At 66.2% G+C, this 23780-nt stretch carries 19 protein-coding genes; 12 read left to right on the top strand and 7 right to left on the bottom strand.

Translation table 11 applies throughout. The features are described from left to right. Positions 1-37: 37 nt before the first annotated feature. Positions 38-478 carry a hypothetical protein gene (locus GM656_RS14615; RefSeq protein ID WP_162414416.1) on the top strand — a complete coding sequence of 147 codons (441 nt, stop codon included), beginning with the start codon at positions 38-40 and terminating at the stop codon, positions 476-478. Between the two features lie 27 nt (positions 479-505). Here the strand turns inward: GM656_RS14615 and GM656_RS14620 are convergent, their stop codons facing one another. The 3 genes from GM656_RS14620 to GM656_RS14630 all read right to left on the bottom strand — a co-directional run bounded on the left by GM656_RS14620 (position 506) and on the right by GM656_RS14630 (position 2690). Continuing rightward, positions 506-1201, bottom strand: coding sequence for a YqjF family protein (locus tag GM656_RS14620; protein WP_162414417.1), 696 nt, complete (start codon positions 1199-1201; stop codon positions 506-508). A 53-nt stretch (positions 1202-1254) separates the two neighbouring features. Beyond that, a complete protein-coding gene (locus GM656_RS14625; RefSeq protein WP_162414418.1) occupies positions 1255-1986 on the bottom strand; it encodes a YIP1 family protein in 732 nt (243 codons plus the stop codon). A 347-nt stretch (positions 1987-2333) separates the two neighbouring features. Further along, the gene (locus GM656_RS14630; protein WP_162414419.1) at positions 2334-2690 is read right to left on the bottom strand and encodes a DUF7344 domain-containing protein; all 357 of its coding nucleotides are present in this window, start codon (positions 2688-2690) and stop codon (positions 2334-2336) included. Between the two features lie 316 nt (positions 2691-3006). Between GM656_RS14630 and GM656_RS14635 the strand changes: the two genes are divergently transcribed. The 4 genes from GM656_RS14635 (at position 3007) to GM656_RS14650 (ending at position 10523) form a co-directional block, all read left to right on the top strand. After that, positions 3007-6243, top strand: coding sequence for a PAS domain-containing protein (locus tag GM656_RS14635; RefSeq protein WP_162414420.1), 3237 nt, complete (start codon positions 3007-3009; stop codon positions 6241-6243). Between the two features lie 176 nt (positions 6244-6419). After that, positions 6420-7271: a DUF6544 family protein gene (locus GM656_RS14640; protein WP_174242987.1), complete on the top strand. Its 852-nt coding sequence runs from the start codon at positions 6420-6422 to the stop codon at positions 7269-7271. A 345-nt stretch (positions 7272-7616) separates the two neighbouring features. Beyond that, on the top strand, positions 7617-9872 hold the full coding sequence (locus GM656_RS14645) for an NADP-dependent malic enzyme (protein WP_162414421.1): 2256 nt from the start codon (positions 7617-7619) through the stop codon (positions 9870-9872). Between the two features lie 63 nt (positions 9873-9935). Beyond that, positions 9936-10523: a hypothetical protein gene (locus GM656_RS14650; RefSeq protein WP_162414422.1), complete on the top strand. Its 588-nt coding sequence runs from the start codon at positions 9936-9938 to the stop codon at positions 10521-10523. Positions 10524-10539: 16 nt separating this feature from the next. Here GM656_RS14650 and GM656_RS19545 read toward each other — a convergent pair whose 3' ends face one another. Next, complete coding sequence (locus GM656_RS19545) at positions 10540-10668, bottom strand: hypothetical protein (protein ID WP_277815058.1); 129 nt, start codon at positions 10666-10668, stop codon at positions 10540-10542. A gap of 103 nt (positions 10669-10771) precedes the next feature. Here GM656_RS19545 and GM656_RS14655 point away from each other — a divergent pair, with 103 nt between their 5' ends. Beyond that, the gene (locus tag GM656_RS14655; RefSeq protein ID WP_162414423.1) at positions 10772-13450 is read left to right on the top strand and encodes a PAS domain S-box protein; all 2679 of its coding nucleotides are present in this window, start codon (positions 10772-10774) and stop codon (positions 13448-13450) included. 771 nt (positions 13451-14221) lie between these two features. Here the strand turns inward: GM656_RS14655 and GM656_RS14660 are convergent. After that, entirely contained in the window at positions 14222-14989 is a 768-nt protein-coding gene (locus GM656_RS14660) for an IclR family transcriptional regulator (RefSeq protein WP_162414424.1), read from the bottom strand. Between the two features lie 134 nt (positions 14990-15123). Beyond that, a complete protein-coding gene (locus GM656_RS14665) occupies positions 15124-16626 on the bottom strand; it encodes a hypothetical protein (protein ID WP_162414425.1) in 1503 nt (500 codons plus the stop codon). A 189-nt stretch (positions 16627-16815) separates the two neighbouring features. Here GM656_RS14665 and GM656_RS14670 point away from each other — a divergent pair, with 189 nt between their 5' ends. From GM656_RS14670 to GM656_RS14690, 6 genes are all read left to right on the top strand, one after another. Next, entirely contained in the window at positions 16816-18339 is a 1524-nt protein-coding gene (locus tag GM656_RS14670) for an extracellular solute-binding protein (protein ID WP_162414426.1), read from the top strand. Positions 18340-18408: 69 nt separating this feature from the next. After that, positions 18409-19362: a carbohydrate ABC transporter permease gene (locus GM656_RS14675; RefSeq protein WP_162414427.1), complete on the top strand. Its 954-nt coding sequence runs from the start codon at positions 18409-18411 to the stop codon at positions 19360-19362. Next, positions 19359-20270 carry a carbohydrate ABC transporter permease gene (locus GM656_RS14680; protein ID WP_162414428.1) on the top strand — a complete coding sequence of 304 codons (912 nt, stop codon included), beginning with the start codon at positions 19359-19361 and terminating at the stop codon, positions 20268-20270. The genes GM656_RS14675 and GM656_RS14680 overlap by 4 nt, the downstream gene beginning before the upstream one ends. A 4-nt stretch (positions 20271-20274) precedes the next feature. Beyond that, a complete protein-coding gene (locus tag GM656_RS14685; RefSeq protein WP_162414429.1) occupies positions 20275-21423 on the top strand; it encodes an ABC transporter ATP-binding protein in 1149 nt (382 codons plus the stop codon). Between the two features lies 1 nt (position 21424). Beyond that, positions 21425-21592: a hypothetical protein gene (locus GM656_RS19160; protein ID WP_174242988.1), complete on the top strand. Its 168-nt coding sequence runs from the start codon at positions 21425-21427 to the stop codon at positions 21590-21592. A gap of 142 nt (positions 21593-21734) precedes the next feature. Next, the gene (locus GM656_RS14690; protein WP_162414430.1) at positions 21735-22544 is read left to right on the top strand and encodes an aldo/keto reductase; all 810 of its coding nucleotides are present in this window, start codon (positions 21735-21737) and stop codon (positions 22542-22544) included. Between the two features lie 134 nt (positions 22545-22678). On the opposite strand, the gene GM656_RS14695 is transcribed toward GM656_RS14690, so the two are convergent. Then, on the bottom strand, positions 22679-23776 hold the full coding sequence (locus tag GM656_RS14695; protein WP_162414431.1) for a Gfo/Idh/MocA family protein: 1098 nt from the start codon (positions 23774-23776) through the stop codon (positions 22679-22681). Positions 23777-23780: the final 4 nt, after the last annotated feature.

The raw sequence follows: 23780 nt of genomic DNA on the forward strand, positions 1-23780 counted from the left end.
TTTTTGCCGGTCCCGGTGAAGAGGCCGACTGTTCGCGATGGTCCTCGAAATCGTTCGCATGGTCGGGTTCGGCGTCTGCGGGACGTTCACCGTTGCGCTGGGGCTGGTGCACTTCACCATGCCGCGGCTGTTCGACTTCGACGGTGCGATCCCGATCGAGGGGGAGCCGCTACGCCCGCTCAGACTCCCACTCGTCACCTACCAGACGAAACGGTCGGACGTGCGCGGTATCGCACAGATCATGAACCACGCGGTGAGCTACGTGCTGGTGACGATCGGCGTCCTCGACCTCCTCGCGGGCCGGTGGCTCGCCGCGTGGTTCGCGCCCTACCTGCTCGTGTGGATCGCGGGGTGGTGGTTCCTCAGGGCGGCGACCCAGCGCCACATGGGCTCGCGCGTCGGAGATCGACTCGTCGCGGTCGGGTTCGCCGCCATCGGCATGTTCCACCTCGGCTTCGGGGCGCTCGCGTGGCCGTGAGTTCGCGACCGGGGGCCGGCCAGCGCCTCAGTCCCCGGCGCGCTCGCTCCGCGACGCGACCACGTCGAGCCCCGGGCTGTAGTAGTACACCGGGTCGGCGTCGGGTCGCGCGAATCCGTGAGCCGCGAGCAGCGTGTCCGCCTCGATGTCGGCGGCGGCCGGGTACAGCGTCCAGGGGTCGTGGGACACGTCCGTGTACCGTATCGAGCCGTCCTGAGCCTCCGTGTAGAAGCGATAGCGCTCGACGAGGAATTCTCCGAACGGGTCGTCGGGGGCCGAGAACGGCTCGCCGCTTGGCCAGTACGTCCCCTCGTAGTGGACCGGGCGCGCGCCGGGATGCCGGCGACGACTGCTGAACCTGACGCGGCCGTCGTCCAACTCCAGCGAGATGCGCGCGTAGTAGTACGGGAGGTGATGGAACAGGCGCGCGCCGACGACGCTCGCGAGGCCCTGCGCGTCGAGGCTGAAGAAGTAGACGCTCGGGACGCCGTCGCGGGTGACGTACGTCCTGAGGTTGAGCTCCGGCAGACGAACGCCGAGGCGTTCGGGGAGGCCTTTCGGCCGGACGGCGACGTTGGTGAACGGCACGGTGGAGAGCCACGCGGACCCGTCGTACACGTCGGGTTCCAGCCCGTCCGGGAGATGGGCGTCCATCACTGCCGGGTCGACCGGCCAGTTCTCGAACAGCAGGTGCCGCCATCCCATCGAAAGCGGGAGGACCATGTTTTGACTCGGCGGCGAGCGCAGAAGTCAATTCCGGGTCCACAGAGCCACCGTCAGAGCAGGCCAATCAAGAAGAACACGCTCGCAGTGACCGCGGCGACCGCGGCCGCCTGCGCTCGTGACACGTCGCGGCCCCGTTCGAGTCCGAACGTCCAGACGACCGCGCCCCAGGCCGTGCTGGCGACGTTGAGCGCGGTGGCCACGGGAAGCCACGGTCGCAGGCTCCCGAGGACCGTCCGTTCGAGGACCGCCGGGGCGGTCTCGGGCGTGATCGTCACGGGATCCATCATGAACCAGAGGGCCACGAGGCCGAGGGGCATCGTCACCAGGATCGGGGCGAAGCCCCACGCCGTGACGGCGAAGGAGTTGCCGAACCCCCCACGGCCGCCACACACCGCCGTCCCGACGTGGAGGACGACGGCGGTGCCGAGCAGGGCGATCGGCAGGCCGACGAGCATGGAGAGGTAGAACTGGCCGAGTGCGTCCCGGATGATCGGGTCGATGTCCCGCTCGATCTCGGCGGGGGCGTCGCAGTCGAAGCTCACCTCGCTCATCTCGGTGAACATCGAGTTCTGGTCCGAGTCACAGAACGCCTCGGACGGGCGGTCCGGGTTGTCGATCATGACCGTGCCGTCGATTTTCTCGGTGAACACGACGCCGAGTCCGGCGACGAGCGCGACGGACGCGATCGTCACCAGCGCCGCGACGACGAGTCCGCGAGCCGCGTCTGGCTCGCGGCTCTTGAAGTATCTGTCCGGGCGGAGGAGGGGCGTTCGCGGGGACATACCTGTCAGACCGCACGGTGCGGATAAGTGCCTTACGCCGGTCGAATCGGCGACGGGGTCGGCGAGCGAAGGCCCGGTGGTAGGGGTCGTTATCCTCCCTCTACCGCTTCGTCACTCGGCGACAGCGGTTCGAAGGTCTCACCCCCGCACTGGCGGCACCGCCCCGCAGTGGTGCGGAAGCCCTCCGCGGTGGGCGTCGCGACGTAGACGGTCCCGCAGTTCCGGCACGCGACTGGACGGCGCTCGTTCCAGTTTCTCACGCTCCGTCCCTCCGCAGTACCGTCGGTGTGCGGGGAGTCGGTGCGCCGACCCGCGCACGAGTCGGTGGCAGTGCTCTGTCCATCTCGTTATAACGGTGACAGATCGGTCTCATCGAGATCTATTTCGGCCGCCTGCTCCAGGTACGGGCGGATCTGTTCGGCGTTTGGGCCCAGTTCGATCAGTTCGTCGGACCGGTCGTACGCGACCACGTCGGCCTCCGCGAGCTTCGGGACGTGGATGTGGTACAGCGACGTGTAGATCGCGAGTCGCTCGTCGAGGCGCTCGTCCGCGGGCGCGTCGTATTCCCACTCGACGATCTGCCCGGCCACGTCGGACAGGCGGATCGGATTGGCGTACATGTAGAGGCAGTAGAGGGTGTACCGCCGTCGCCCTGCGGCGAGCAGGTCGTGGATCCTGTCGGCGGAGAGGTCGCTAGCGGTCACGCGGCGTCCCTCCGTCGCGTTCCGCCGCGTCCCTCCAGCGACCGACCCCACCGGTGGCACAGCTACGGCGCGTCTCTGTCGTTGTCATCGGTGCGTCCGTCTGTGAGATGAGTGATAGCTACGGGAGACGGCAAAATAGTCACTCCCTCTAGACACGTAGAGAGGAGACGCCCAGTTCGGCGAGCCGAAGCCGACGGCGGTAGGGGGGCGAATACCGGGGCTCTCTGCGGAAACAGGCCGGGACACGGGGAGATCTCTCACGAGCGTTCGGCCGTGATGCTTTTCAGTAGCCACGAAGTTTTGGTAGTTATCCAATATGTTGGGAGAGCGGGCCCGGGCGCTCTACGTCGGCCCCGACGAAGCCACGGCGGAGACGTACAGCGCCTCGCTGGAGCGGGCGGGATACGCGGTCGATACGGCGGTCTCGCCGGCCTCCTGCGTCGACAGCATCGCGCCGGACACGGAGTGCGTCGTCTGTTCGCTCGCCCTCGGTGACACGAGCGGCCTCGCGGTGCTCGGAGCGGTCCGCGAGTCGTATCCGGACCTCCCCTTCGTCCTCGTCGCGCGCGACGGGAGCGAGGCCGTCGCCAGTGACGCCATCGCGGCGGGCGTGACCGACTACCTCCCCGCGGACGGGGGCGGAGGCGTCCCGACCGATCTGATCGAACGGGTGGACGCCGCCGTTGAGGGTGGGCGAGAGCGGACGGCCAGCGGGACCGAGGGACGAGTGCTACGAGACCTCGGTGAAACCGTGTCGTCCAGCGACCGCTCGCTCACCGAGGAAGTCGAGTCGCTCCTCGAAGTCGGACGAGAGGCGCTCGGCATGGACTACGCGACGCTGTCGCGCGTCGAGGGCGAGGAGTTCGTGCTCGAAGCGGTCGATGGGGCCCCGGGAGTGGACATGACCACGGGCGACCGGTTCCCGATCGACGCGACGAACTGCGAGCGCGTGGTCGAAGCCGACGAGACGGTCGTTCGCGCTGGCACCGAGACCGATGCGATCGGGGCGGACGACCCGCCGGTCCGCATCGACGGTGGTGTCTCGCGATACATCGGAACGCCGGTCACCGACGGGACCGACGTCTGCGGGACGCTCTGCTTTTACGCCGAGGAGTCGGAGGCGGTCTCGGTCTCGGAGCGGGACGTGGCGGTCGTCGAACTGCTCGGTCGCCTGGTCAGCGACTGCATCCAGCGGGATCGCTACGCCGACCGGCTCTCGTCGTTCGAGGCCGCGTTCCCCGACGTCGGGCTGGTCCTCGACGCGGACGGACGGTTCCGTGACTGCATCGCCGGAGCGACCGCGTCCGCGTTGCTCTACGACGACCCCGAGCACATGGTCGGCCAGACCGTTCACGAGGTCTTGCCCCAGGGGACGGCGGACGCCATTCAGGCGGCGGTCGACGAGGCGCTTGATACCGGACGGCTCCAGTCCGTCGAGTACGAACTGGACGTGCAAGCGGGGACGAGGTACTTCGAAGGGCGGGCCGCCGCGGTCGCCGGCGGCGAGTACGGCCCGGAGCGAGTCGTGTTCGTCGCACGTGACATCACCGAGCGGACGGAACGCGAGCGACGACTGGAGCGGGCCGAGACGAGCTTCCGGAACGCCCAAGACGGGATCTTCCTCGTCGACGTCGCGGACGGCGAGTTCGTCATCGAATGCGTCAATCCGGCCTACGAAGCGCTGACAGGCCTCGCGGCGGACGACGTCCGTGGTCGAACGCCGCGTGAAGTCCTCGGTGACGAGATCGGCGGCGAGGTCGTGGAGCGCTACCGCGAGTGCGTCGAGCACGGCGAGCCGATCGAGTACGTCGAGCAGGTCCCGCTGCCGTCCGAGGAGACGCACTGGAAAACGAAGGTCGCACCCATCGGCGAAGCCGGGGAGGTGAGAAAGCTCGTCGGCGCGACGCGCGACATCACCGAGCGAACGGAACGCGAGGAGGAGCTGGCGTATCGCCGGGCGCTGCTCGAGGCCCAGGCGGAGACCGGTATCGACGGCCTGCTGGTGGTCGACTCGGGGCGGAACGTTCGCTACCACAACGACCGATTCCTCGATATCTGGAACATCCCCCGGTCCGTCGCTGACGCCCAGTCGGACCGGAAGCTGCTCGACGCCGTTCGCGACACCGTCGCCGACCCGGAGGCGTTCTTCGAGAAGGTCGAACACCTCTACGACAACCCCGAGGCGGTGAGCCGCGACACGATTCGTCTGGAGGACGGGCGCTACCTCGACAGGTACTCGGCCCCCGTCGTCGACGGCGAGACGCAGTACGGGCGCCTGTGGGTGTTCCGTGACGTCACCGACGAGAAGGAACGCGAGGTCGCGCTCAAACGGCAGCGCGACGAGCTGGCCGCGTTGCACCGCGTCGACACGCTCATCCGCGGGATCATGAAGCGCCTCCAGCACGCCTCGACTCGGGATGAGATGGAGACGGCGGTCTGTGCGCACCTCACCGAGACGGACCTGTATCAGACGGCCTGGATCGGCACGACGGAGAAACAGTCGGACGGTGACCCGACAGTCACACCGCGGACGGCCTCCGGCGTCGACGACGCCTATCTGGAGGGGATTCCGCAGACGAACAATCCGGCGGCGAGGGCGGCTCGTACGGGGTCCGTAGAGGTCATTCCCGACGTGGAGACAGACGACGGCTTCCCCGACTCGCGACGGGAGATCGCGCTCGACCACGGCCACCACGCGCTCGCGACGGTGCCGCTCACGACCGGCGACACGACCTACGGCGTCCTCGTCGTCTACGCCCCGCGAGAGCACGTGATCGACGACGAGGAGCGGGCGGTACTGGCCGACCTCGGTCGAATCGTCGCCTACGCCATCCAGCGGGTGCAGAGTCAGCGCTCGCTCACCGCGGAGTCCGTCTTCGAGCTTCGGATGCGGGTCGAGGACACCGACCTCGCGTACGGTCGGGTGACCGCCGAACTGAACTGTGAACTCCGCTTCGAGCGGCAGGTCCCGACCAGCGGCGGCTCGGCAATCCAGTACTTCACGGTCCGGGGGGCAGAGCCGGACCGCGTCGCAGACCGACTCGAAGCGGCTGCGTTCGTCGAGGCCTGTACCGTGGCCCGGCGCGGCGACGACGGCACGGGTCTCCTCGAAGTCGTCGTCGACGGCGGCGGCGCGAGTCCCTTCGACGTGGTGACCAACCACGGCGCGTCCCTCACCGAAGGGCGCGTGCGAGACGGCGACATCGCGCTCACGGCGGAGGCCGCACCGGGAATCGACGTTCGCGGACTGGTCGGCGCGATACAGGCGGTCGCACCGGGAGCGACGCTCGCCAGCAAGCGCCTCCGCGACCGGCGGACCACGACGGTCCCGGAGGTCAAGGGGTGGATCAGCGACGAACTGACACAGAAACAGGAGGCGGCCCTGAGCGCGGCCTACACGCGCGGGTACTTCGAGTGGCCGCGCGAGAGCACCGCGGAGGAAGTCGCGGCTCCGATGGACGTGTCCTCGGCGACGCTGCACTACCACCTCCGGAACGGTCTCCAGACGCTCCTGAGCATGTACTTCGAACCGGACTGCCGACACGCGCTCTGAGGGCGGGCGGCCCCGGGAAGTCGGCCGGCGGAGGATCGAAGCGAAGCGGCGGGCACCGTCGAACCGCGGATTCTCCGACGAGAGGAACTGTCGCTTCGCGTCTGCTCGCGACCGCTGGCGCACGCACGGTCCGACGGAGCGGAACTGTTCTGGTCCGGCAGGGCGAACGAACGCCTATGCAACGCTCCCGCCTCCGAACCGCCCTTCTCGGTGGAGCCGCCGCCCTACTCACCGCCGGGGTCCTGGGGACAGCCATCCGAAAGCGACGGACCGCGCGGCACGTCCGCGGCCTCCGACGATCGGCCGCCACGGGCCGCGACAGGACGTTCGCGACAGATGACCTCGCGGGGCTTCCCGAGCCGGTTCGCGAGTACTTCGCGACCGTCCTCCGAGACGGCCAACCACACGTCGACGCGGTCCGCCTCGAACAGGCGGGTACGCTGCGCGCCGGTGACGCCTCGTCGCCCTGGAAGCCCTTCACCGCGACGCAGTACGTCACCGTCGACCCGCCGGGCTTTCTCTGGGACGCGGCCGTCGACATCGCGCCGCTGGTGTCGCTCCGCGTCCGCGACAGCTATCGAGAGGGCGACGGGAGCGCGAGCGTCTCGCTTGGCGGCGTGGTCCCTATCGACGGAGCCGATCCGAGCCCGGAACTGAACGAGGGCGAACTGCTCCGGTACCTCGCGGAGGCGGTCTGGTACCCGACGGCGCTGCTGCCGAGCGAAGGTGTGGAGTGGGACGCAGTCGACGGCTCGACGGCGAACGCCACCGTCGAGTACGGCGGCGCGTCGGCCACCCTCACGTTCGCGTTCGACGACGGCGAAGTCACCGAGGTCCACGCGACGGACCGCCCGCGGCGCGTGGACGGTGGCTACGAGCCGACGCCGTGGACCGGTCGCTGGACGGACTACGAGACGCGCGACGGGATGCGCGTGCCGACGCGGGGCGAGGTCGTCTGGCACCTCCCCGACGGGGACCTGACGGCCTGGCGAGGGCGGCTCATGGACAGCAGCTACGACCCGTGGTGAGCGACGCAGAGCCGGGGCGTCTCGTGCGGTCGACCCTCGATTTTCACAAAAGCATCATATTGATGTGAATAAGAAAATTTTGACAAATTTACCTGGGGAACGAGCAAAATCTGTGACGACAGTCGCGCCGTCGCACTACCGGTGCGGTCACGGACACGGGTCGGCATCGCCGAGACGCCGACTGCGAGACAGCGTGAACCCGACCGAAGCGAGGTGATGGCCGCCCAGCGGGGCGAACCACCCGCTCTCGACGGCTTCCACGGGACCGGGCCGAATCGAACGAAGTTACAGTCGTCAGCGGTTATTACTCCAGGTTTTTCAAGTCCAGAGCCGAATAGTCGATGTATGTCACTGGACGACGAGTCACTCGAGTACCATCGGCAGGACCCGCCCGGGAAGATCGAGATCGCCACGACCAAGCCGACGAACACGCAGCGCGACCTCTCGCTGGCGTACTCGCCGGGCGTCGCGGGGCCGTGTCGGGCCATTGCAGACGACCCTGACGCGGCCTACGAGTACACCGCGAAGGGGAACCTCGTCGGCGTCGTCTCGAACGGCTCGGCCGTCCTCGGCCTGGGCGACATCGGGCCCACGGCGTCGAAGCCTGTCATGGAAGGGAAAGGTGTTCTATTCAAACAGTTCGCTGACATAGACGTGTTCGACCTCGAACTGGACCAGACCGACGTGGACGCGTTCGTCCAGACGGTCGCGGCGATGGAACCCACCTTCGGCGGCATCAACTTAGAGGACATCGCGGCCCCAGAGTGCTTCGAGATCGAGGCGGGGCTGCGCGAGGAGATGTCGATCCCCGTGTTTCACGACGACCAGCACGGGACTGCCATCATCTCCGGGGCCGGCCTCCTGAACGCGCTCGAACTGGTCGGGAAGGACGTCGAATCAATCGAAGTGGCCTTCGCCGGAGCCGGGGCGGCCGCGCTCGCCACCGCGAAGTTCTACGTCTCCCTCGGCGTCCAGAAAGAGAACATCACGATGTGCGACATCGACGGCGTCCTGACGACCGAGCGGGCGGAGTCGGGCGACCTCGACCCGTACAGCAGCGAGTTCGCCCGGGACGTGCCGGCGGGCGACGTGTCCGACGCGATGGCCGGCGCGGACGTGTTCGTCGGGCTCTCCGCGGGCGGCATCGTCGACGAGGAGATGGTGCGGTCGATGGCCGACGACCCGATCATCTTCGCGATGGCGAACCCCGACCCGGAGATCGACTACGAGACGGCCAAGAACGCCCGCGACGACACGGTGATCATGGCCACCGGTCGCTCGGACTATCCCAACCAGGTCAACAACGTACTCGGCTTCCCGTTCATCTTCCGCGGCGCGCTCGACGTGCGCGCCACCGAGATCAACGAGGACATGAAGGTCGCGGCGGCCGACGCGCTCGCCGAACTCGCCAGACAGGACGTGCCCGACGCCGTGCGGAAGGCCTACGAGGAGCGAACCCTCCAGTTCGGCCCCGAGTACATCCTGCCCAAGCCCCTCGACTCCCGGCTCATCACCGAGGTGTCGAGCGCCGTCGCCCGCGCCGCGATGGAGAGCGGCGTGGCACGGACCGAGATCGACCTCGACGCCTACCGCGAGCGGCTCGAAGCCCGCATCGACAGGTCGATGGAGCTGATGCGCATCGTCCTGAACGAGGCCCAGCGCGACCCCAAGCGCATCGCACTCGCCGAGGGCGACGACGAGAAGATCCTCCGGGCCGCCGTCAGACTGCAGGACGAGGCCATCGCCGAACCGGTCCTGGTCGGCGACCGGGACGCGATCAGCACGACGACCCGAGAGCTGGGAATCGAGGCGGACCTGGCGGTCGTCGACCCGGGCGACGTGGACGACGAGCGCTACGCGGAGCGCCTCTACGAACTGCGCCAGCGCAACGGCATCACGCGTCGAGAGGCCGTCGAGCGCGTCCGCACCGACCCGAACTACCTCGCCAGCGTCATGGTCGAGATGGGCGAAGTCGACGGCATGCTGACCGGGCTCACCAACCACTATCCGTCTGCGTTGCGTCCGCCGCTGCAGGTCATCGGGACGGCCCCCGACATCGACTACGCCGCCGGCGTGTACATGCTCACGTTCCGCAACCGCGTGCTGTTCGTCGCAGACGCGACGGTCAATCAGGACCCCGACGAGGACGTGCTGGAGGAAGTGGCTCGACAGACCGCGGCGCTCGCCCGTCGATTCGACGTGGACCCGCGCGTCGCGTTCCTCTCGTACTCCGACTTCGGAAGCGTCGACAACGAGGGGACTCGAAAGCCCCGGGAGGCCGCCCGCCGCCTCCGCGAAGACCCCGCGGTCGACTTCCCCGTCGACGGCGAGATGCAGGCCGACACCGCCGTCGTCGAGTCGATGCTGACCGGGACCTACGAGTTCGCCGAGTTCGACGAGCCCGCGAACGTCCTCGTGTTCCCCAATCTGGAGGCCGGTAACGTCGGCTACAAGCTCCTCCAGCGTCTCGGCGGGGCGGACGCCGTCGGCCCGATGCTCGTCGGCATGGACGAGCCGGTCCACGTCCTCCAGCGCGACGACGAGGTCAAAGACATCGTCAACCTCGCCGCCGTCGCCGTCACCGACGCCCAGAACGAGTAGCCACTCGCTCGGCCATCGACACAAGAGCTTTGCACCGCCCTTCGAAACGATCAGCCACTGACGATGTTCCCCGTCGACGCGCGCTTCCGTCAGCTCTCCGCCCCGCTCTCCGTAGCCGCGGTCGTCGCCGGCGCGCTCCTCGTCGTTCCGCCGCTGGTACTGGGCGAACTGACCGCAAGAGCGTATCTGCTGACGACGGCCCCGGTCATCATCGCGATCGCGTCGGCGACTCCCTACGCCGTCCTGGTCGGGGTCGGGACGCTCCCCGTACTGTACGCTGGGCTGGGGAGCTACGCGTCTCCGCGCGGGATCCCGAGGGGAGGCGAGCGGCCCGACCTCGGAACGGCCCTGCGACACGCCACCGCCGGCGTCGGGTACGCGCTGGCTGCTGCGATCCTCGGCGCGGTCGGCATCGGAATCGACATGGCGAGCCCCGCCGTGGCGTCCGTTCCCACCGCGCTGGAACCGTCGTTTTTCCATCTGGGCGGCGTCGTCGTGGGCGCGCTGTACGTCGGCTGCCAGCTGTGGCGATACGACGCGGCCGTCCGACAGCCAGATCCGCGAGTCATCGGGGCAACCGTCGTGCTCGGCGGCCTGTTGGCCGTCTCACCGGCCGTCGCCCTCTGGGTGTTCGGCGGCGGTGGGCTCTAGGCGCTCGCTGTCGGCGTCACCACCTGCTATCGATGGCCGCTTTCAGGTAGTCCGCCGCGTCACCGTCGGCGTGGATCACGTGCCCGCCGTCCGGTTCGTGGTCGTCATCCGTTACCTCGGCCGATCCCGCCGTATTCTGAGCCATCTGCGAAGTAATTGGATAGTATGACGGGTATAACTATTTCAGTGTTCTCACGAGTCGGGAATAGCAAGGCTGAAATCACCATCTACACGAACCAATAGCAAATATGCATGATTTATCTGGCCATGTTCGCGTTCTCCACGTCGACGACGAGGTCGACGTCGCGGACCTGACGGCGACATTCCTCGAACGGGACGAGCGCTTCAGCGTCGATATCGCTACGAGCGCAAGCGAGGGGCTGGATCGCCTCGCCGCCGAGTCCATCGACTGCGTCGTCTCGGACTACGAGATGCCAGAGATGGACGGGATCGAGTTTCTCGAAACCGTCCGCGACGAGTATCCGGATCTGCCGTTCATCCTCTTTACCGGCCAGGGAAACGAGGAGATCGCGAGCGAGGCCATCTCGGCCGGCGTTACGGACTACCTGCAGAAACAGACCGGATCGGAACAGTACGACCTCCTCGCAAACAGGATCCGAAACGCGGTCAGCCAGTATCGAGCCGCCAACCGAGCGACGAACCTTGACCGCATCCACCGCGTGTACAGCGGCGTGAACCAGGCTGTCATGGAGGCCGAAACGCGAGCGGAGATCGAACGTCGGGTCTGTGAGCGACTCAGCGAGTCCGATCCGTACCGATTCGCGTGGATCGGTGCGGCCGACGACGACGGACAGCGCATCGAACCGCGGGCGTCCGCCGGCGTCGAGAGCGGCTATCTCGACGCCATCGAGATCACGGTCGACGGGGACGACCCGACGGGACCGACGGCGCGTGCGTACCGGACGCGCGAACTCGCGGTGTTGCAGGACATTCCGGCGGACCCGGCCTACGAGCAGTGGCGGGCGGACGCGATCGAGCGCGGCTACCAGTCGAGCGCGGCGATACCGCTTCGTCACGGCGAGACACTCTACGGCGTCTTGAACGTCTACGCCGACCGCACGAACGCCTTCGACGAGCGAGAGCGCGCGTTACTGGCGGAACTTGGCGACACGGTGGGACACGCCATCCGGCGAGTGGAACTGCGAACAGACTTAGAGCGCCGGCTCCGCCGGTTCGAGAGCGCCGTCGAACACGCCGGCCACGTCGTCCTCATCACGGACACCGACGCGACGATTCGCTACGTCAACGGCGCCTTCGAGTCGGTCACCGGCTACGCCGCGTCGGAGGCCGTCGGTCGGACGCCGGCGATGCTCCAGTCGGGGGAGCACGACGGGGAGTTCTATCAGGACCTCTGGGAGACGATCCTCGCGGGCGACGTCTGGCAGGGTGAGGTCATCAACGAGCGCAAGAGCGGCGAGCGCTACGTCGTCGACCAGACGATCGCACCCATCACCGACGGCGACGGCGGCATCACCGGGTTCGTCGCCATCAACCGCGACGTGTCCGAGCGCAAACAGCGCGAGCAGAACCTCACGTTCCTCAAGCGCGCGATCGATCAGGCGGGCATCGGCATCGCCACCCACAACGCCGACGGCTACCCGACCTACGTCAATCAGCACCTCGGGTCACTGCTCGGAACCGACCGAGCGTCGCTCCGAGACGCCCACATGACGGACCACACGCCCGAGCTGGATCGCGACCAGTTCGAGACGTACTGGGACTCCTACGACGACGGCGAGCGGCGGGTCTACGACACTCGACTGGAGCGGACCGACACCGGCGAGACGATCCCGGTCGAGATCATCGGGTCGAAGATAACCATCGGCGGCGAGGCGTACCAGGTGAGCACGGTCCGGGACATCACCGACCGCAAACAGCGCACCCAGGACCTGCGCCGGTTCCGAAGCGCCGTCGAGCACGCCGGCCACGGCGTCCTCATCACCGACGTGGACGGGACGATCGAGTACGTCAACGACGCCTTCGAAACCATCAGCGGCTACACGGCGGCGGAAGCCGTCGGCGAGACGCCCGCGCTGCTCAAGTCCGGAGCACACGACCAGGCGTTCTACCGGGCCCTGTGGGAGACGGTCCTCGCGGGCGACGTCTGGCAGGGCGAGGTCGTCAACGAGCGAAAGGGCGGCGAGCGCTACGTCATCGACCAGACGATCGCACCCATCACCGACAGCGACGGGGAGACCACCGGGTTCGTCGCCATCAACCGTGACATCACCGACATCAAGCAGTACGAGCGGGAGCTCGAAGCACAGAACGAGCGGCTCAAGCAGTACGGACAGACAGTCGCACACGACCTTCGGAACCCGCTGACACCGCTGTACGCTGAAGTCGATCGGCTCCGAGCCCTGATGGACGACGACGAGGTCGACGCGGAGTCGGTCAGGGAGCGCTGTGACAGCATCGACGAGATCGTCCGTCGGATGGAGGCCCTCATCGACGACCTGCTGACGATGGCCGAGCAGGGACAGCTGGTGTTGCATCCCGAGGCGGTGTCTCTGGAGGAGGTCGCCACCGCCGCGTGGGCCCAGATCGAGACCCCGAACGCGTCGCTCGACGTCGATTCGACGCCGATACAGGCCGATCACGACCGCGTCATCGAGATGTTGTCCAACCTCTTTCGGAACGCGATCGAACACGGCGGTGACGCGGTCCACGTCCGCATCGGCCCGCTGGACTTCGAGGAGGGCTTCTTCGTCGCGGACGACGGCCCCGGAATCCCGGCGGCTGAGCGAGAGCGCGTCCTCGACAGGGGGTACACCACCGACGAGAGCGGCACCGGCTTCGGCCTGGCGATCGTCGACCAGATCGCCGACGCACACGGCTGGTCGGTATCGGTCACCGAGGGCCGGACCGGCGGTGCGCGCTTCGAGTTCCGCACCGGCGAGGACTGATCTGTCATACCGCGCGGCCCGGTAGAGACAGGCCCGGCGAACGACAGTGTGCGGTCCGCTGACAGCTGACCAGGGGCGACAAACTGATGTAATACTTAGATATCGTTTCTTTCGATAGGTAGTCCGCCTGTCTCGTGATTTGTCGGACCGAAGAAAATTGAAACAATCTCTTAGAGGATTTCTCTCCTCGTTTTGGAGGTGTTTCGGTGCAAACGGTGTGGGAATCCGTCTTTCGACATCGCGGAGCCGACATTTCGACTGAAGCGGCTATTTTCGACGGATTATCTTCTCCTTCACTGGCGTTGACACAGTACCGTATGAATATCATACAGATAGCTGGACTAGCGACCTCTCGATCGAGTAGAAGTTCCGGTCGCACCGACCGTCGCTCGACACCTCGGTAGCTGTGGCAAACCGATCCGGCCAGGCGCGTCTCGGCGGATCACATAATAGGCGTACATCTGTTATTCTCATTGCGGACCGAGAACCCATCCACTGTCGATAGCTGGGTCGACGACCGGGGCTCGGCCGATGCCATCTTGGGCTGTTGTTCAGTATCACTGTCGCTCTCAGGTCTGATACCGGATATCAGTCCATAGATAGTGGATGACGGAGCACTTTGTTCGAGGTTTTTGTAGTTCTGAACGCTCGTCCAGATTTGCTGACCCCCTGTCTGTGTTATCCTGGCACGGCCTGTCGTGTGACGTCGATCGATTCCGACGGCCCGATAGCCGCTCGTGACAGGCACCGACACACCGCATCGCGTCCCACTCACGTGTAGGTGATGTTCAGTTCGATCACGTTGGCGACGCTCTTGAGTTTCTCCGGCAGTTCCTCGCGGAAGCGCTCGTTCTGGAAGCGACTGGTCGGCCCGGAGACGCTGATCGCGCCCTCGACGGTGTCGTTGTTGTTGACGATGGGGACGGCGACACAGCGGAGGCCCTTGAGGCGGGCCTCGTCGTCGAACGCCACGCCCTCCTCCCGGACCTGTTCCAGATGGGAGAACAGTTCGTCGCGGTCGGAGATCGTGTTCTCCGTCGTCGCGGGCATGCCGTGCTGGTCGATGATCGCCTCCACCCGCGCACGCGGGAGGTGAGCGAGAATGGCGTTACCGAGAGCCGTGTTGTGGAGGTAGACCCGCTGGCCGATATAGGAGTCCGTCTTGACCGCGTCATCGCCGTGGGCGCGGTGCAGGTAGACGCCCTTGCCGTGTTGTTCGACGAGCAGATTCGCGAGTTCCCCCGTCTCTGCGGCCAGTTCGTCCACCTCGTCTTTCGCGATGTCGTAGAGCCGTTCCCGGTGGCGCGCGTGACCGCCGAGGTCGAGCAGTCGCAGTCCGACCTCGTAGGTGTTCCCGTCTTTCATGACGTAGCCGTCGTCTTCGAGCGTCGTGAGGTAGTTGTGGATGCTGCTCTTCGAGAGGTCGAAGGCGTCGGTGAGGTCCGTGACGGTGGCCCCGTTTCGCTCTTTCAGTTCCTCGAGTATCGAGAACGTCGTCTGAGCGGTCTTGACCGCGTTCGGGTTCTGCTGGTCGGCCATAGTCGACACGAGAACGGCAACATTGATAAATCTATTCCAGCGATGCCAACTTCGAGTTCAGTAATACTGGACCGCCGTGAACGACGACTGGGTGTTCGCTTCTGACCGGGACGACGGCGCGCCAGCACGCGCCGCTACTCGTCGTCGACCTGTTCGGTGACGAGCGAGCCGTCGTTGTCGACGCGGACGCGGTACCGGGCGGACCCGTCGGGCGTCGTCAGCACGACCCCGTCTCCGGCACCGGGAACACGAGCGTCCGCGCCGTCGACCACGAGCGACGCCTCGTCGTCGCCCGCGTGGAACGCGTGGGCCTCGTCGGTCCGGTGGCGCTCGACACCGTCGTCGAACCAGCGCGTCGACCCGTCGGCGTCGTCGCTCACGGCCGGTGCGGGGCGGACGTTCTGCTGGTCGAAGTGGGTGACGTACTCCAGGTCGGTGCCGACCTCGGCGTTGTAGCAGTCGACGTTCTGGATGTACACGCCGTCGTGGCGGTCGCCCTCGCCGTCGGTCACGTCGGCCACGGTGACGCCGCTGTGGTACTCCATCGCGTTGTGGCGCTCGCGGACGTTCTGGATCGAGACCTTCCGCACCGACGTGACGGAGTTCTCCAGTTTGACGATGCTCTCGCTGACGGACTGGAGCGGGTGACCGCCGCACTGGACGGAGTCCAGATTGATCGTCGCGCCGCCGTCGATGCGGATGCTGTGCTCGCCGCCGCCGCCCCGCCAGTTGTAGATGTCGAGGTCGAACGCCGGGCCGTAAGGCACGTCGTCGCTCCCGTGTTCCGCGAGGAACGCGTCGGTACAGCCCGTGACCTCCGTGTCGTGAACGGTCAGTTCGCTCGAACCGTGGTAGTCGGCCAATCGGACGCCGGCCGGGACGGTGTTGCGCCCTTCGAGGTTCTGGAGGTACATCCGCGAGAGGTGCCCGTGACCGAGGCCCTGGATGTCGACGAAGGACCGTTCGAGGTTCTCCTTCGCGTAGAACATCCCGCCGTTGAGCGTGATGTTCTCGGTCTTCTCGTCCGGGCCGATGACGAAGAAACTCTCGATGGTGTCGGTCGCGTAGATGAGCGTCCAGCCCATGTCGAAGACGAGCTTTCCAGTGTTGTTCCCGATCGTCATCGGCGACTCGACGCGCCAGGCCGGGAGCCCGTCGGCCGCGGCGGGGTCCTCGGGATCGGGAGCCGGAATCACGATCCGATGACCGGGCTGTTGGTTCGGGATGTCGTCGCCCTCTGGCAGGGCCGCGAGTACGTTGTCGACCTTCTGATCGAGCGTCTCGCCGGGGTACTCCGTCACGACGTGTATCGAGCCGGGAGTACCGCCGCTCGCGTTGAGGGTCCCGTCCGTCACGGAGAGGTTCGTCCCGGTGAGCTCCGATATCGAGGCGTCGCCGCCCGCCATCGAGAGCGAGCCGAGGTTGGTCAGGGCGTTCTCGCCGGCGTCGACGTCGGCCCCCCAGTCGTACCACGGCTGGTTTCCGCTGCCGTTTGTTCCCTCTTGGGCGCTCGCGGCCCCCGTTCCCGCGAGGAGGCCGCCGAGTCCGGTCCCGAGCGCCGCGAGCGCCCCGCGGCGCGAGAGGGGGAGATTGGCTGCCGATTCGCTACTGTCGGATCGCGTATCGTCGTCACTCATGGTAGTGCGTACTGTGTTGCCACAGCGCGTAGGAAATCAGACGTATCGTTCTTATAGCTTTGGGTGAACGGCCGCCAGAGCGCCAGAGGCCTTGCAATTCAGGCAATACGCGGTCGCCGAACGGTGTCAGCGAGCGCCGAGATATACGTGAACAATAATTTTATATACCGCGACCATGATAGCCAGCATATGGCACGCGACAGCAGCAATACCCATACGTCTAGTCACAGGAGCGGCCGCGCTCTCTCCCGACGGCAGTTCGTCACCGCAGTCGGTGCGTCCGGGCTGGCGGTCGGACTGGCCGGCTGTTCGGGCACAGGCGGCGGCGACGGCGGTGGCGGCGACGGGAGCAGCGGCGGCGACGTATCGACAGACGACCTCGAATACGGCGGCGAAGACGTCACCGTCGAGTACAGCACCGCGCCGCTGTTCGGAAACGTCGCCGACACGCTCAAGCAGGCGGCCTACGACGCCGGAATGCCCCAGAGCATCGACATCGAGTTCTCGACGACGGTGTGGGGCGCGGACGACCTGCAGGACCGCTACAACCAGATCCTCTCCTCCGGGCGGACGACGCCGGACTTCATGCTGACGAACTTCGCGTACACGCCGTTTTTCGCTCCCCGAGAGTGGCTGCTCGACCTCACACAGGTCCTCGGCGAGGAGAAATTGAGCGCGCTCGAAAACGACTACTCGCAGGTGATGGTCGACTCGATGCGCTGGGACGGCGGCCTCTACGGCATCCCCCAGTTCATCGACATCCCGACCATCCAGTACCGCAAGGACCTCGTCGAGGCCGCCGGCTACGACCCCGAGGGCGAGAACTGGGCGACGGAACCGCTCACGTGGGAGTACTTCGCAGAGGTCACGAAAGCGGCCCAGGAGGAGGCCGGGACGGATCACGGCTACACGACGGCGATGAACCAGCGCAACATCGGGAGCATCACCGGCTACGAGCACCTCGTCACCAACGGGGGCAACTACTTCGGAGACATGTCGAACCAGAACGGGCCCATCGGCGACCGGCCCGTCACCATCGACGAGGAACAGACCATCCAGACGCTCCGGCAGTTCAGGACGTTCCTCTACGGGAGCGACGACGAGTACGCGATCGAGGGACTCACCGGCGGTATCACGCCGTCGGACGCGCTGGGCTGGGACACCTCCCCGTCGATGGAGTCATTCAACGCGGGCGAGGCGATCACCCACCGGAACTGGTCGTTCGCCATCGCCGAGTACGGGAGCGAGGACAGTTTCGGCGAGGACCTCGGCGTCATGCCCTACCCCTACGGCGTCTCGGAGTCCGAGGCCCCACACGAGGGGGCCGGCGGCACGAACGCCAAACTGGGCGGCTGGCACCTCTCGATCAACCCCAACACCGAGAAGCTGGCAGCGACCGTCGAGGCGATCAAAGCGATGACCTCCGACGAGTTCTACCTCACCATCTTCGAGGAACTGGGATCGACGCCGCCGAAGCCCGGGCTGTTCGAGTCGGACCGAGCACAGGAGATCGACGTGATGGGCCGGTACCTCGACACGCTGCAGTTCCAGTCCCAGAACCAGTTCGCACCGCCGATCAACGCCGTCTGGGACCCCCAGAAGTCCGCGATCGGCCAGGAGTTCCACGCCTGCCTCAATCAGCAGAAGTCGCCCGAGGAAGCGGTCGCCGCCGCACAGAGCCAGGTCGAACAGATCGAGGAACAGGAGTCCTGAGCGTGACGCCAGCCACGACACCGCCCGCCGAAATCTACAAGCCACTGGGCGACGCCTGACACTAGCACGATGAGACAGAAAGTCCAGCAGGCGGTCTCACCGGTCTTCCTCAAGATCGAGCAGTTGGACGAGGACAAGTACGGGTACCTGCTCGTCGCGCCCGTGTTCCTCGTACTGGGGGTGCTGGCGTTCTACCCGCTGGTCAGGACGTTCTACTTCTCGCTACAGGACGACGACCTGACCGGGGTCCACCCCATCGGCGAGTTCGTCGGCATCGAGAACTACGTCCAGATACTCAGCGGCGACGCGAACGCCATCCTGACCTCGCCGTTCTTCGACCTGCAAGCGCCGTTCTCCAGCGCGCTCATCGTCACGTTGCTCATCACGGGCGTGAGCGTCGCGATCGGGACGGTCCTGGGCCTCGGGATGGCGATCATCCTCAACAAGGAGTTCAAGGGGCGACGGTACGCGCGGACCATCGTCATCCTCCCGTGGTCGATCCCCATCGTCATCCAGGGGATGATGTTCTTCCTGCTGTTCCAGCCGTCGCTGAGCCCGTTCGTCGAGCCGCTGGCGAACCTCGGGATCTTCAGCGCCAATCCGCTGATCAGCAGCCAGGACTCGACGATCATCATCATCCTCATCGACATCTGGCGGAAGATCCCGTTCATCGCGCTCATCATCATGGCCGGCATCGCCAGCATCGACCAGAACCTCTACGACGTGGCGGAGGTCGCGGGCGCGACGAAGTGGCAGCAGTTCCGCCTGATCACCCTGCCACAGATCAAGCCGGTGCTGTTCATCGGGATGATCTTCTACACGATCAGTTCGATGAAGATCTACGGCATCGTCGAGGCGTCGGCGGGGTGTAGCACCGTCCCCACGCTGACGTGTCTGGTCGTCCAGACGTTCAGACAGCAGCGCTGGGCTACCGCGTCCGCCATCGCGTTCCTCACCGCCGTCGTCATCGGCGTGATAATCATGGTGTACGTCGTGCGGTTCCGGGAGGCCGATGCGTCATGAGCGAACAGCAATACAGCGGCCTGACCGGCCGCATCGTCAAGTACGCCATCCACAACTCCACCGACGTGTACCGGTTGGGGTTCTGGGTCGGCCTGGTATCGTTCATCATGATCACCCTGTTCCCGTTCTACTGGCTGCTGGTGCTCGCGGTGACGCCGGACAACCAGCTCTACCAGATGGGGATCGTGCCGGAGAACTTCAACGTCGGCGTGTTCCTCACCGTCGTCCAGGAGTACCCGCTGCACCACTACATCTTCAACAGCATCCTGATCGCGACGATCACGGTGATCGTCTGCATCACGCTCGGGAGCCTCGCGGGCTACGCCTTCGGGCGGGTGGACTTCCCCGGGAAGGGGCCGCTACTCCTGCTGTTGCTGGTGATCTCGTACTTCCCGGGCATCGCGTTCCTCATCCCGCTGTTCGAGCTACTGACCGGCTCGCTGAGCATCCTCGGGACGCCGACGCCGGACCTCTACAACACGCCGTGGGGGATGGTGTTCCCCTTCACGATGCTCAGCCTGCCGATCACCATCTTCATCCTGACGACGTTCTACAGCCAGATTCCCGACGGGCTGGAGGACGCCGCCAGGGTGGAGGGGACGACGCGGCTGGGCGCGCTGTTCCGGGTCATCATGCCGCTGTCGGCGCCCGGGGTCGTGACCGCCGCGATCATCGTCTTCATCGGCGTCTACCGGGAGTTCTTCTTCTCGTTCATCATGACCGACGGCTCGCCGGAGAACTGGGCCGTCCTGGTGTACGGGATCCTGAACTTCCAGCAGCAACACACGCAGATGTACAACATGATGGCGGCCGCGAGCCTCATCGGGATCATCCCGATCGCCGTGCTCGTCATCCTCGCGCAAGAACACATCGTCCGCGGCCTGACCGCGGGCGGCCTCAAGGAGTAACACAATGGGAGAAGTCAACCTCACGGACGTTCGCAAAGAGTACGAAGACGTCGTCGCCGTCGAAGGGATGGACCTGACCATCGAGGACGGAGAGTTCGTCACGCTGGTCGGGCCATCCGGCTGTGGGAAGTCGACCACCCTGGAGACCATCTCCGGGCTGACGACGCCCACGAGCGGCACGATCGAGATCGCCGGCAGAGACGTGACCACCAAGCCGCCGAAGGACCGCAACATCGCGATGGTGTTCCAGAACATCGCGCTGTTCCCGCACATGACCGTCTACGAGAACATCAGCTTCGGGCTGCGACTGCGGAACTTCGACAAGGAGGAGATCGACCGCCGGGTCGAGAACGCCGTCGAGATCGTCCAGCTGGAGGGGATGCTCGACCGCAGCCCCGACGAGCTCTCGGGCGGCCAGCAACAGCGCGTCGGCATCGCCCGCGCCATCGTGCGCGAGCCGGACGTGTTCCTGATGGACGAGCCGCTGGCGAATCTGGACGCCAAGCTCCGCGTCGCGATGCGGACCGAGATCCAGCGCCTCCAGAAGGAACTGGGCATCACTTCGGTGTACGTCACGCACGATCAGGAGGAGGCGATGACGATGTCCGACCGCATCGCCATCATCAACGACGGCCAACTCCAGCAGTGCTCGCCGCCGCTCGAGTGTTACAACCGCCCGGTCAACACCTTCGTCGCACAGTTCATCGGAAGCCCCTCGATGAACCTCTTCGACGGCCAAGTGGCCGGCGAGGCCCTCGACGTGGGCGACTTCAGCGTCGCGTACGACACGACAGGGACGCCGCTCGTGGACGGCGACCGGGTGACCCTGGGCGTCCGCCCCGAGGACATCTACCTCGCCGACGACGCCGGCGACATCGCGCATCCGAGCACGCCGGTCGCGGTGACCGTCGACGTGCTGGAGCCCGTCGGCGACCAGACCTACGCCTACCTGCTGGCCGAGACCGACGGCGAAACGACGGAGCTGCTGATGAGCATCGACCCGGACAAGGAGATCAGCGAGGACGACACGATCGAGGTCGTGTTCTCCAGAGACGACGTACACGTCTTCGACGGCGCGGGCGACGCGGTCGTCCACAGCCTCGTCGACCCCAGCGCCGCGGCCGACGACGTCACCGTCGAGGGGGAGGCCTGAGATGCCGACGCTCACGGGGCTGGCGTACCTCGTCGCGATGACGCTGCTGTTTGGCCTCTGGATCTACGGCGCGGTGTCGCTGTACTTCGACCTGCGCCACCGGTTCCTCCCTCGACTGCTGGGCTGGCTCCGGGAGCGGCGCAACACCGATCGACGCCAGCTCGTGTAGCACCGGGCGGCCACCGCCCTGCTTCTCGGGCCCGTCATATCAGTTTTCCAGCTAGTTTTCACTGCACGACACCGAAAGGATTCGTCCTGACGTATCAGCGAGAACCGAAAGAAATAACCGCTCCGGCGGTGATCGAGTACTCATGAGCGACGTACCAGCCATCGGTCTCGGCACCTGGCAGAACACCGACCCGGAAACGTGCGCGGAGAGCGTCCGAACCGCCCTGGAAGTGGGCTACCGACACATCGACACGGCGCAGTACTACGGGAACGAAGAAGCCGTCGGCGAGGGCATCGCCCGGGCCGACGTCCCCCGCGAAGAGGTGTTCGTCGGCTCGAAGGTCCACGCGGAGAAGTTCGGACTCGCCCACGACGAGGTCATCGAGGGCCTCGAAGTGACGCTCGACCGCCTGGGGCTAGATAGACTCGACCTGCTGTACGTCCACTGGCCGGTCGGGAACTACGACGCCGCCGAGACGCTGCCGGCCTTCGACGAACTTCGGGAGCAAGGCCGTATCGACCACGTCGGCGTCTGTAACTTCAGCACGGAACTGCTGAACGAGGCGATGGATCACCTCGATTCGCCGCTGGTGGCCCACCAGGCCGAGACCCATCCCCTGCTCCAGCAGGACGACCTCGTCGCCCACGCCCAGGAACACGGCTACACCCACATCGCGTACTCGCCGCTCGCGCGCGGCGACGTCTTCGACGTGCCCGAGATCACCGACATCGCCGAGAAGCACGGCGTCAGCGCGTCACAGGTCAGCCTCGCGTGGCTCCTCGCGCGCGAGAACGTCAGCGTCGTCCCGAAGGCCACCGGCGAGGCCCACATCCGCGACAACTTCGGCGCGCTCGACCTCGAACTCGACGGCGAAGACGTCGATCGGATTCGAGGTATCGAGCGCGAGGAGCGCTTCGTCTCGCGCGACGGCGCGCCGTGGCTCGACGCCTGAACAGCGGTCGCAACGCAGCGGCGGTCCGTTTTCGAAACGACGACTCCGTTCGGTAGCGCTCGCACTGTTCGGGCGGGAAGGCGCTGTCGAGGCGAGCGGTCACCAGACGCGGTCGAACGCCGAAAACCAGTCCGTTACCAGGACGTGATGGAGATCTCGCGAAGCGGCTGGGCCAGCGGGATGTCCACCGACGCGCCGGTGTAGTGCGAGAGGTAGAAGCCGACGATGATCTCGAGCGACCGGGCGGCCTCCGTCCCGGGCGAGTAGTTCTCCTCCTCGCCGTTGAGGAGGTCTTCGACGTGAGTCGCCGCGTTCGCGAACGACCGCTCGTAGTCGTCCTCCCACGTCCACGCGCCGTCGATGCCGGGCAGCGACTGCTCGACGTGCTCGCCGTCTTCGAGCGACCAGTAGCGCCACTCGCCGTCGTCGTTGTTCATGTACAGCTTCCCCTCGGTCCCGATGAAGTTCAGCGTCATCGAGGACACGTCGCGAGGGATCGTACAGTCGACGGTGACGAACGAGCCGTCGTCCATCACGACGTGGCCGCCGCCGCCGGCGTCGACCACGTCCTGGGCCGCGTCGAGGGACTCGACGGCCTCGTTCTCGCCGTTGATGTACCCGCTGACCTCCGAGGCCCGGGCGTCGAGCAGGTAGATCAGCGTATCGAGCACGTGCGTGGAGTTGCGCATCAGTTCCATGCGGTACTGCGTGCTGACGGACACGACCTCGCCGAGGATGTCCCGGTCGTGGATGAGGTCGTAGAGGCGCTGGAGCTTGTCCGTGAACCGAAACGAGTGATTGACGACCAGTTCGGTGTCCGTCTCCTCGCAGACGTCGACCATCTCCTCTGCGGCGGTGACCTGCGAGGCGATGGGCTTCTCGCACCAGATAACGTCGGGATCGGCCGCCGACTGCGCGGCGTCGACCGTGTGCTCGTGGTGGAGAAACGACGGCGTGCAGACCGAGACCACGTCTAAGTCCTCCGCGGCGAGCATCGCCTCGTGGCCGACGTACTGGCGCTCGGCCGGGATGTCCCACGCGCTGCCGAACGTCGCCAGTTTCTCCTCGTCCACGTCTGCCACCGCGACGAGTTCGATGTCGTCGGTGCTCGCGTAGCCGCCGGCGTGGCTCGCGTCGATCTTCTCCGTGCCGATCGCGTCCTCGTCGTGCATCCCGAGGATACCCATTCCCGCGATTCCGCCCGTTCCGATTACGCCTGCTCGATATGTCATGGCT

This window comes from Haloarcula salina (assembly GCF_010119195.1).
Classification (GTDB): Archaea; Halobacteriota; Halobacteria; order Halobacteriales; family Haloarculaceae; genus Haloarcula; species Haloarcula salina.